This window comes from Parvibaculum sp., from assembly GCF_035511255.1.
GTDB lineage: Bacteria > Pseudomonadota > Alphaproteobacteria > Parvibaculales > Parvibaculaceae > Parvibaculum.
Map to the genome: position 1 here is coordinate 1 of NZ_DATKFR010000054.1, position 10,792 is coordinate 10,792.

Here is a 10,792-nt window from a genome sequence, read left to right on the forward strand (position 1 = left end):
CTGGCAGAGCGCGATGCAATCGAATGACGGACCGCGCGGCGACATCCGTTATTCGTCGAGCGGCAACCGCGTGGTCGGGCGGAGCTCCGTTCCCGCCACCGCTGCCGGCGTGCCCGCCATTCCGCTGCTCACGGAGATCACCAATACCGTATCGACGGCGATGTATCGTCACGATGCGCAATCGGACGACCCGACCTTCTTTACGGACATGTATTCGCCACGCCTCGACCGCGACACGATCCGGCCGGGGACCGTCGCCTACGACGTCAACGGCCATGTGGCGATGGTCTGGAAGGTGGAGGAGGGCGGTCGGATCATGATCTTCTCCTCGCATCCGGACAACACGCTCGACCGTACGTTCGTGGGGCGCGAGTTTTTGCGCACAGGACCCGAACTCGGCTCGATCTTCCAGAACTGGCGTCCGATCCGGCTTGTCGGCGCGAGGCAGCTTGCGAATGGCACATTTGTCGGCGGACGGATCGTGGGGACACCGAATTCCGAGATCGCCGGATTCTCGCTTGAGCAATATGTCGGCAATCCGCCGGTCGATCCGAGCCTCTGGGGCGTCGCGAAATTCGTCAAGGACAACGAGGCGATGGATTTCTACACCTATCTGAGGGCGCGGCTTTCGATCGGCGAGCTCGAATACAAGCCGGTCGAAGAGACGCATGTGATGATGCAGACGCTCTGCCAGGACCTTCGTGCGCGCAAGCAGGCGGTCGAGATTTCCCGCAACGAGGGACGGACGCATCTGATGTCGCAGCCAGACCGGCTGCCCCGCAACATCTACGGCACCGATGGCGTGTGGGAGCTTTATTCGACGCCGTCCCGCGACGCCCGGCTCAAGACCGCCTTCAAGGAGATGCACGACCAGATCCGCGAATTCATCCGCATGAAAGAGACGGACGCGCCGCGGCTGCAATATCGGGGCGACGATCTCCCTCGAGATATCCTCAGAGCCTATGACGAGGAGAACGCGGCCTGCCCGGTCGTCTACAGGAAGACGGATGGAACGGCGGTGCGACTTACCATCGACGATATCGTCCGCCGGCTCTTCAAGCTCTCCTTCGACCCTTATCATTGCGTCGAAAGGCGGTGGGGGGCGACCGACGGCGCGGAGCTGGCATCCTGTCCCGACGGGTCCGAAAAGACCCGGTGGTACGAGGCCGAACAGCCGCTCCGCAACCAGATCGACCGGACCTATGACGTCGAGATGGACTCCACCGTAGAGGAGCTGGAGCAGGGGCCCTATGGTGTCGAATCGGGCCGGGGGGTGGCTCAGGCGCCTGAAGTCGACATCCGGGCCTATCTCGTCACGCATATGGAAAGCCGCTCGGCGCTGAAGTAGCCGAAATCGGCGGCAGATGGCCTTCTTTTAAGGCGCGGCGCGTTGCCAATCCGACGGCGAGCCCCTAATACTTGAGCCCCGTAATCGCTTCCCGGACGGCCCCTTGCGGCCCAGGATCAAATGCGCCTTTCCCGATATTTTCTCCCCACGCTCAAGGAAAACCCCGCCGAGGCACAGATCGTCTCGCATCGGCTGATGCTGCGCGCCGGCATGATCCGGCAGGAGGCCGCCGGCATCTATGCCTGGCTGCCGCTCGGGTTTCGCGTGCTGCAGAACATCGAGCAGATCGTCCGCGAGGAGATGGACCGGGCCGGCGCGCTGGAGCTGCTGATGCCGACGCTGCAGCTCGCCGATCTCTGGCGCGAGAGCGGCCGCTACGAAGCCTACGGCCCCGAGATGCTGCGTATTCAGGACCGGCATGAGCGCGAGCTGCTCTACGGACCGACCAACGAGGAAATGATCACGGAAATCTTCCGTGCCTATGTGAAGTCCTATCGCAATCTGCCGCTCAACCTCTATCACACGCAGTGGAAGTTCCGCGACGAGCAGCGCCCGCGCTTCGGTGTCATGCGCGGCCGCGAATTCCTGATGAAGGACGCCTATTCCTTCGACATCGACGAGGCGGCTGCGCGTCTTTCCTATAACCGCATGTTCGTCGCTTACCTGCGCATCTTCGCGCGGATGGGCCTGAAGGCGATCCCGATGCGAGCGGAGACCGGCCCCATCGGCGGCGACCTGAGCCATGAGTTCATCATCCTCGCGGAGACGGGCGAGTCCGGCGTTTTCATCGACAAGAACGTTCTCGATCTTCCGGTGCCGAGCGAAGATGTCGATTACAACGGCGATCTCACGCCCATCATCAAGCAGTGGACCGACCTCTACGCGGCGACCGAAGACGTTCACGACACGGCGCGCTTCGAAAGCGAGGTGCCGGCCGAGCGCCGCGTCAACACACGCGGCATCGAAGTCGGACAGATTTTCTATTTCGGGACGAAATATTCGCAGACGATGAAGGCCATCGTGACGGGGCCGGACGGCGTCGATAGACCCATTCACGGCGGCTCCTACGGCGTCGGCGTGTCGCGGCTCGTCGGCGGCATCATCGAGGCGAGCCACGACGAGAACGGCATCATCTGGCCGGAAGCTGTTGCCCCCTTCAAGGTCGGTCTCGTCAACCTCAAGGTCGGCGATGCGGAAGCCGACGCGGCCTGCGCCGATCTCTATGCGAAGCTCGACAAGGCCGGCGTGACGGTTCTCTACGACGATACCGACGAGCGCGCCGGGGCGAAGTTCTCGAACATGGATCTCATCGGTCTGCCCTGGCAGCTCGTGGTCGGTCCGCGTGGGTTGAAGAGCGGCGTGGTCGAACTCAAGAACCGCGCGACAGGCGAGCGCGTGGAGCTTTCGCCCGAGGCGGCGTTGAATAAGCTGACGAGCTGAAACGGGTTTCGGGCCGGGGCGCGACAGGAACGACAGATGACAGACGTGGTAAGCGCCGGCGACGTGAGAGTGCAGGGAAAAGGCAAGAGCCTTCCCTTCGGCGCTTTCGAATGGCTGCTCGCGATGCGCTATCTCAGGGCGCGGCGGCGGGAAGGCTTCATCTCGGTCATCGCGGGGTTCTCGTTTCTCGGCATTCTGCTCGGCGTCGCGACGCTCATCATCGTGATGTCGGTGATGAACGGGTTTCGTACTGAGCTTCTTTCTCGCATCCTTGGGCTCAACGGCCACATGTTCGTGCGCAGCGTGACGTCCTTCATCAATGATTTCGACGAGATCGCCGGAAGCATCGAGAAGATCCCGGGCGTCGTCAGCGCGACGCCCATCGTCGAGGGGCAGGCGATGGCCTCGAGCCGCTCCAATGCGCAGGGCGCGCTGGTGCGCGGACTGCATGAGAAGGACCTGCGCCGCCTCACGGTGGTGTCGGGCAATCTCGAAGCCGGTACGCTTGACGGTTTCGACGGCGGCGACGGCGTTGCCATCGGCTCGCGGCTGGCGAAGAATTTGGGGCTGACGCTCGGCGACAACATTACGCTTCTGTCGCCGCGGGGTGCGATCACGCCGTTCGGCACCGCGCCACGTGTGAAAGCCTACCGGATCGCCGCGATCTTCCAGATCGGCATGTCGGAATATGATTCGAGTTTCATCTTCATGCCGCTACGGGAGGCGCAGGAATATTTTCGCACGGGCGACGGCGTGACGGCGCTCGAAATCAAGATCACGAAGCCCGATGGCGTCAACAAGCTGGTGATGCCCGTGGCGCAGATGGCCGGCAGTTGCTGCGACGTGCTGACATGGCAACAGACCAACCAGAGTTTCTTCAGCGCGCTGCAGGTGGAGCGGAACGTGATGTTCCTGATCCTGACGCTGATCCTGATCGTCGCGGCGCTCAACATCGTTTCCGGCCTCATCATGCTGGTGAAGGACAAGGGACGCGACATCGCGGTCTTGCGGACGATGGGGGCGACGCGCGGCGCGGTCATGCGCGTGTTCTTCATCTCGGGCGCGTCGATCGGCGTCGTCGGCACGCTGGCGGGATTTGCGCTCGGTACGCTCTTCTGCCTCAACATCGAAACGCTCCGCGTCTGGCTGTCGGAGATTTCGGGCACAGAACTCTTCTCGCCGGAGATCTATTTTCTGAGCCACATGCCTGCCGAGATCGATACCGGCGAAGTCGTTGCCGTGGTCGGCATGGCGCTCTTTCTCTCTTTTGCCGCGACGCTTTATCCGGCGTGGCGCGCGGCCTCGCTCGATCCCGTCGAAGCGCTGAGGTACGAATGATGGCGATGGCGGACGAGCTTCCGGTTCTCAGCCTGCGCGGCATTCGCCGGGTTTATCGTCAGGGCGAAGAAGAGTTGCGCATCTTCGAGGATGCCTCGCTCGACGTTCGCGGCGGCGAGATGGTGGCGCTGGTCGGCCCGTCCGGTTCGGGCAAATCCTCGCTGCTCCATATCGCTGGTCTGCTCGAGGCGCCGGACGCCGGAGAAGTTGTCATCTCCGGTCGCGAATGCGTCGGACTGCGCGACAACCTGCGGACAGAGGTCCGCCGCCGCGAGCTCGGCTTCGTCTATCAGTTCCACAATCTGCTGCCCGAGTTTTCCGCCGTCGAGAACGTCGTGCTGCCGCAGATGATCGCCGGTGTGCCGCGCCGCCGGGCGGAGGAATTCGGCCGCTATCTGCTCGACCGCATGGGACTTGCCGCGCGCGCGACGCATCGGCCGGCCGAACTTTCGGGTGGCGAACAGCAGCGCGTAGCCATCGCCCGTGCTCTGGCGAACCAGCCGCGGGTTCTGCTGGCAGACGAGCCGACCGGCAATCTCGACCCGAAGACCTCGCGCATGGTCTTCAACGAGTTGCTCGAAATCTGCCGCACGCAGGGTGTCGCGGCGCTCGTCGCGACGCATAATCTCGATCTCGCGAGCCATATGGACCGGATCGTGTTGCTGCACGAGGGCAGGCTCCTCGAAGGAGCGCAGGTCGCGTCGAGCTACCAAAGCCTTTAGAGGGCCCACCGTCCTGGACTTTCGAGGGCGGGGATAAGTTGGCCTCATATTTCCGTATGCGGAACGATTGGCGGACGCCCCTTGACGAGCGTGACGCTGCTTCCTATCTATCCGGTTATGTCCAGAACTGTGTCTGGAGCCGTTCAACGCGGCGGCAGCGGCACGAGGGCGGAAATCTTTCGCATGTGCTCGCGATAGGCCGGGCGGCGTTCGAGGCTTCGTTCATCCATCAGGGGAATGCTGGCGAGGACGAACATCAGCGTCATCGCCACGGCGCCAGGCACGATCCACCACCATTGCGAAGGCGCCGCGGCGAGGCCGAACAACATCAGGCCCCACCAGAAGGCCAACTCGCCAAAATAATTCGGATGTCGCGACCAGCCCCAGAGCCCCTCGGCGATAATCGTGTCGGGAGAGGATCGGCGTGCGATGAAGGCGCGCAGTTGAAGGTCGGCGACGGTTTCGATGGCGATGGCGCCGAGGGTAACGACGAAGGCCAGCGCGTCGAGCCAGCCCGGCGGATTGTCCCCGTGGCTCATCACGGCATAGACCGGCAGACAGCCGAGAAAGACCTGCATGGTCGGGAACATGTGGATGCCGAAAAGGTCCGCCCATATGGCGGCTCTGCCTGCACGGGCGCGCACCAGCGGATAGCGCCAATCCTCGTGATGGAGTCCGCACCAATGGATGGACCAATTGGCGGTGAGGCGGATGCCCCAGACCCAGACCAGTCCCATGACCAGCGCCGCGCGGAGGCCATGCCCGACGTCGGGGTGGCTTTCCATCCAGTAGACGGCGAGCAAGGGCGGAATGACGCTCCAATAGGGATCGTAGAAACTCGAATTGCGGTAGCGCAGGCTGAACGCAAAAATCACCAGCGTCGCGACGACATCGGCGGTGAGCGCGTCCCATGGCTGCGGGAGGCGCAAGCCGAAGACGATCGCCACACCGGCGGCGATGCAGGTTCCATAAGCGACGACGATCGGGGCGAAGTCGGTTCTCGTGGCCATCTGCTCGTCCCCCTGTGTTGCGCGATGGCGCGGTTCATCGGCAGACTGTGCCGCCCGGACGAGGGCCGAACCTCGTCCGAATGGATGAGTGCATTGGCGGGGGCTTTCTCCCGCTATTTGGCGTTATGCTTGGAGGGAGCGGCCGGAACCGGGAGTTCGGTGTGAAATCATTGATTTTCTTCGTCGCCATGGGCGCGGCGCTTCTGCTGGCCGCGCTGGCGCTTCGGGTTCCGGGCGTGCGAGACGCCGACATTCCGGCGCAGCAATTCTCGGCCGGAAGGGCGATGGAGGATATTCGTGCCATTGCGGCGCGGCCGCATCCGATCGGCTCGGCGGATCAACAACGTGTGCGTGACTATCTCGTCTCGCGGATGACCGCGCTCGGGCTTTCGCCGCAGCTTCGGCCCGGCGAGGGGACGTTCTCGCTTCCGCAGCGGCGCATCTTCGTCGCCGGCCAAGTCACCAATATCGTCGGCGTCCTGCCGGGGACGGAGCCGAACCTGCCGGCGATCCTGCTGATGGCGCATTACGACACCGTGCCGAATTCGCCGGGCGCGGCGGACGATACGGCGGGCGTCGCGGCGGCGCTGGAGATCGTGGCCAATCTCAAGGCGGTGGGGCCGCGCGCCCGGGACGTGATCGTGCTCTTCACCGACGGGGAGGAGGCGGGACTTCTCGGCTCGGATGCATTTTTCGGCGGCGATCCATTGGCCAAACGTGTCGGCCTCGTTCTCAATCTCGAAGCGCGCGGCGGCGGCGGGCGGGCCGTGATGTTCGAGACGAGCGAGGGAGCGGGGAAGCTCGTTTCGCTTTATGGCTGGCATGCATCGCTGCCGACGGCGAATTCGCTGACCGCCTTCGTCTATCGCCACATGCCGAACGGGACCGATCTCACCAATGCGTTGAGGCGCGGATTTGCCGGGATGAACTTCGCCTATCTCGGCGACGAGCTCGACTATCACACCGCCCATGCGACGCCGGAGAATATCGACCCAGGCAGTGTGCAGCATATGGGCGACAGCGTGCTGGCGCTGGTGAAGGCGCTTGCAGACGCCAGCGAGTTTCCCCGCGAAAGTCGCGAACTCGTCTATTCCGATATTCTCGGGATCGGCTTCGTCGCCTATCCGGTTTCGGCCGGCTGGTTGCTCATCGGCATCGCTGCCGCGCTCGTCGTTTTCGTTGTCTTCCGCTGGCGGGCGGCGGGGCGTCTGTCGGCGGCCGATGTGACGCGAGGCGCCGGGCTCTTTCTCTGCGTGGCCGTCGGGCTCGTCGTCGCGCTCGGGCTTATCGGCTGGTCGATGCTCGGCTTTACCGACATGCAGATGAAATATGCGCTGCTGACGCGCTACGGGCTGGTGCTCTCCGGATATGCGGCGCTTACGGCGGGCCTCGCGCTGGCGATCATCGCCGGGTTTCTCGCGGTGCCTTTTCTCGGCCGCGACGCGAGGCCGGAGGGGCTCTGGTGCGGCGGGCTCTTGCTTCTGCTGATCGCGGCCACGGGGCTTCAGGTCGCGGCGCCGGCGACCGCATTCATGGTCGCATGGCCGCTGCTGATGGCGGCGCTTGCCGCCGCTCTTGCGGTGGCTTTTTTCGGGGGGCAAGGCGGACGGGCGTTGATTGCGGCGACCGTCGTCGGGACGCTCGGCGCCGCGCAGGTGGCGGAATGGGGTGGACAGGTTTTTGTGGCGCTTGGCGTCAACATGCCGGCGCTGCTGACCTTGCCGGCGCTTTCGATCGCGGTTCTGCTCTGGCCGGCGGTCGTGGTGCTGGTCCGGGCGGTTCGGCCATGGTTCGCGCCAGCGGCGCTCATCGGGCTCGGGGCTGTCGCGGTGCTTTATGCGCGGCTGGCGCCGGCCGACGCCGGGCATCCGCATCTGACACAGGCCTTCTATGCGGCCGGGCCGGGGCCTCAGGACTTCAACCGCATCGCCGATTTTCCGAGGCTCGACGAATGGGCAAGAGCGGCGCTGACCGCGGATGGCGGGGAGCCGGCGTCGGAGGAGTTTTCGCCTTTCCTGACGACGAAGGTCTGGTCGGCGGCGGCGAAGCCTGCGCCTGTCTCGCTGCCGCGCGTCGCGGTCGAGAGGATGGAAGAAACCCCGGAAGGCCGCCTCGTCGCTCTGCGGCTGACACCTATGCGCGGGGGCAGGGAGCTGCGGCTTTTCCTGAAGCCGAGCGTCGATCTCGGCAATGTCGTTTTCAACGGCAAGCCGGTGCCGGCGTCCCGGATGGCCGGCAACTGGACCGGGTTCGGCTATGCGGCGCCGCCCGCCGACGGCGTCACACTCTCCTTTGCGGCGAAGGCCGAGGGGCGGATCGAGGTCAAGCTCGCCGAGGTGGCGGATGGCTGGCCCGACGGCGCCGCCGTACCGTTGAAACCGGCGGCCTTCATGCCGTGGCGCTATTCCGACACCACGATCGGGCTGACGGATTTTTCCACAGCCTGGTGACGAAGGCTCTTGACAGAAAAGAACGAAAAGGGAACACTCGGATCAAGAACATTCCATGAACGGAGTCTTCCACATGAGCAGGTTCATCGCAACAGCTTCGAAATCGGGTGCAGGTCACTGGCTCAAGGACGTGGCGGCGCTCGTCTCCATCGGCGCCTTCGTCTGGACAGCGGGCACCTGGGTGCAGATCGCGCATGGTCTGGTGGCTGGCTGAGGGGTTTTCCACAGCTTTGGGTCGGCGTGAAGGACTACGATCGATCCTGGCAGGTGACATAAGGAAGGCGGGGCCGGACAATGTCTCGCATGGCCGACTCGCTCCCCCGTTTCATTCATCTGCGTCTCCATTCCGCCTTCTCGCTTCTGGAAGGCGCGATCCGCATCAAGGATCTGGTCAAGCTCTGTAAGGCCAATGCGATGCCGGCGGTGGCGCTGACCGACACCGCCAATCTCTTCGGCGCGCTCGAATTTTCCGAAACGATGGCGGGCGCCGGTATTCAGCCGATCGTCGGTTGTACGCTCCCGATCATGCTGGACGAGGGCGACGAGCCGGGCCGCGGTCCGCGCCGGGAGGTCGCCGGCACGCTGGCGCTGCTGGTCAAGGATGAGGTCGGCTATCTCAATCTGATGAAGCTTTCGAGCCGGGCGTTCCTCGGGCCGGAGGCGGGCGAGGCGGCGCATGTCTCGCTCGATCTCGTCGCGGCCCATGCCGAGGGGTTGATCTGCCTCACCGGCGGGCCGGGCGGCGTCATCAACCGGCTGCTGGCCGCCGGTCAACGGCCGGCCGCCGAAGAACTCCTGCTGAAGCTCAAATCGATGTTCGGCGACAGGCTCTATGTCGAGTTGCAGCGGCACGACGTAGATGTCGAACGCCAGACCGAACCGGCGCTGATCGACTTCGCCTATGAACATGAGCTGCCGCTGGTCGCGACCAACGAACCCTATTTCGCCAAGGAAGAGGAATACGAGGCGCATGACGCGATGATCTGCATCGCGGAAGGCGCCTATGTCGTGCAGGGGAACCGCCGGCGACTGACGCCCGAGCATCGCTTCAAGTCGCAGGACGAGATGGTGGCGCTGTTCGACGATCTGCCCGAAGCGATCGAAAATACGATCGAGATCGCGAAGCGCTGCTCCTACCGGCCGCGCACTCGCAAGCCGATCCTGCCGAAATTCAGCGTCGATATCGCCGAGGCCGATGAGTTGCGCCGCCAGGCGGAGGAGGGGCTCACCGCGCGTCTGGCACAGGTCGAGGCGGTGACGTCCGAAGAGGACTACCGGGCGCGGCTCAGGTTCGAGCTCGACGTCATCATCAAGATGGATTTTCCCGGCTACTTCCTCATCGTTGCCGACTTCATCAAATGGGCGAAGGCGCATGGCATTCCGGTGGGGCCGGGCCGCGGTTCGGGCGCGGGCTCTGTCGTCGCCTGGGCGCTCACCATCACCGATCTTGATCCCTTGCGGTTCGGACTTCTTTTCGAGCGCTTCCTCAATCCCGAACGCGTCTCGATGCCCGACTTCGATATCGACTTCTGTCAGGACCGCCGAGACGAGGTGATCCGCTATGTGCAGGATCGCTACGGCTACGATCAGGTCGCGCAGATCATCACCTTCGGAAAGCTGCAGGCGCGCGCGGTGCTTCGCGACGTCGGGCGCGTGCTGCAATTGCCTTACGGTCAGGTCGACCGGCTCTGCAAGCTGGTGCCGAACAATCCGGCTGCGCCGGTGACGCTCGCCGAGGCGATCAGAGGCGAGCCGCGCCTGCAGGAAGCGCGCGATGCCGAAGAGGCCGTGGCGAAGCTCCTCGAAATCGGCCAAAGGCTCGAAGGCCTCTACCGCCATGCCTCGACGCATGCGGCGGGCGTCGTGATCGGCGACCGGGAACTCGACAAGCTGGTGCCGCTTTATCGCGATCCGCGCTCCGACATGCCGGTGACGCAGTTCAACATGAAGTGGGTCGAGCCTGCGGGCCTCGTGAAGTTCGACTTCCTCGGATTGAAGACGCTGACCGTGCTCGATCAGGCGGTGAAGCTGATCGCGCGGCGCGGCATCGAGATCGATCTCCTGAACCTGCCGCTCGCCGACGAGAAGACTTACGCGATGCTCGGCCGCGGCGAGACGGTGGGCGTGTTCCAGCTTGAAAGTTCGGGCATGCGCGACGTACTCCGCAAGCTCAATGCCGACCGTTTCGAGGACATCATCGCGCTGGTGGCGCTCTATCGCCCGGGCCCGATGGACAACATTCCGAAATACATCGCCTGCAAGCATGGGCGCGAGAAGCCCGATTATCTGCATCCGCTGCTCGAGCCGGTGCTGAAGGAGACGAACGGCGTCATCATCTATCAGGAACAGGTGATGCAGATCGCGCAGATCCTGTCCGGCTATTCGCTCGGCGAAGCCGACCTTCTGCGCCGCGCCATGGGCAAGAAGATCAAGGCCGAAATGGACGCGCAGAAGGAGCGCTTCGTCACCGGCGCGGTCGCGAAG

The 10,792-nt window shown here is 64.1% G+C and carries 8 protein-coding genes; 7 read left to right on the top strand and 1 reads right to left on the bottom strand.

Features of this window, described 5'->3' with window-relative positions; genetic code table 11:
- The 4 genes from VMR03_RS01765 to VMR03_RS01780 form a co-directional block, all read left to right on the top strand.
- Positions 1-1,348: hypothetical protein (locus VMR03_RS01765; protein ID WP_325401672.1), on the top strand; the 1,348-nt coding region annotated here is incomplete at its 5' end.
- 120 nt (positions 1,349-1,468) lie between these two features.
- Positions 1,469-2,788, top strand: coding sequence for a proline--tRNA ligase (gene proS / locus VMR03_RS01770; RefSeq protein WP_325401673.1), 1,320 nt, complete (start codon positions 1,469-1,471; stop codon positions 2,786-2,788).
- A 36-nt stretch (positions 2,789-2,824) separates the two neighbouring features.
- Positions 2,825-4,126, top strand: coding sequence for a lipoprotein-releasing ABC transporter permease subunit (locus VMR03_RS01775; RefSeq protein WP_325401675.1), 1,302 nt, complete (start codon positions 2,825-2,827; stop codon positions 4,124-4,126).
- Complete coding sequence (locus VMR03_RS01780) at positions 4,123-4,848, top strand: ABC transporter ATP-binding protein (protein WP_325401677.1); 726 nt, start codon at positions 4,123-4,125, stop codon at positions 4,846-4,848. Before VMR03_RS01775 ends, VMR03_RS01780 begins: the two co-directional genes overlap by 4 nt.
- Positions 4,849-4,991: 143 nt before the next feature.
- Here VMR03_RS01780 and VMR03_RS01785 read toward each other — a convergent pair whose 3' ends face one another.
- Positions 4,992-5,858, bottom strand: coding sequence for a DUF1295 domain-containing protein (locus VMR03_RS01785; RefSeq protein ID WP_325401679.1), 867 nt, complete (start codon positions 5,856-5,858; stop codon positions 4,992-4,994).
- Between the two features lie 161 nt (positions 5,859-6,019).
- Here VMR03_RS01785 and VMR03_RS01790 point away from each other — a divergent pair, with 161 nt between their 5' ends.
- From VMR03_RS01790 to dnaE, 3 genes are all read left to right on the top strand, one after another.
- A complete protein-coding gene (locus tag VMR03_RS01790) occupies positions 6,020-8,308 on the top strand; it encodes a M20/M25/M40 family metallo-hydrolase (protein WP_325401681.1) in 2,289 nt (762 codons plus the stop codon).
- Between the two features lie 73 nt (positions 8,309-8,381).
- Positions 8,382-8,522 carry a hypothetical protein gene (locus tag VMR03_RS01795; protein WP_325401683.1) on the top strand — a complete coding sequence of 47 codons (141 nt, stop codon included), beginning with the start codon at positions 8,382-8,384 and terminating at the stop codon, positions 8,520-8,522.
- 89 nt (positions 8,523-8,611) lie between these two features.
- Positions 8,612-10,792, top strand: a 2,181-nt coding sequence (gene dnaE / locus VMR03_RS01800) for a DNA polymerase III subunit alpha (RefSeq protein ID WP_325401685.1), incomplete at its 3' end; no start/stop codon positions are given.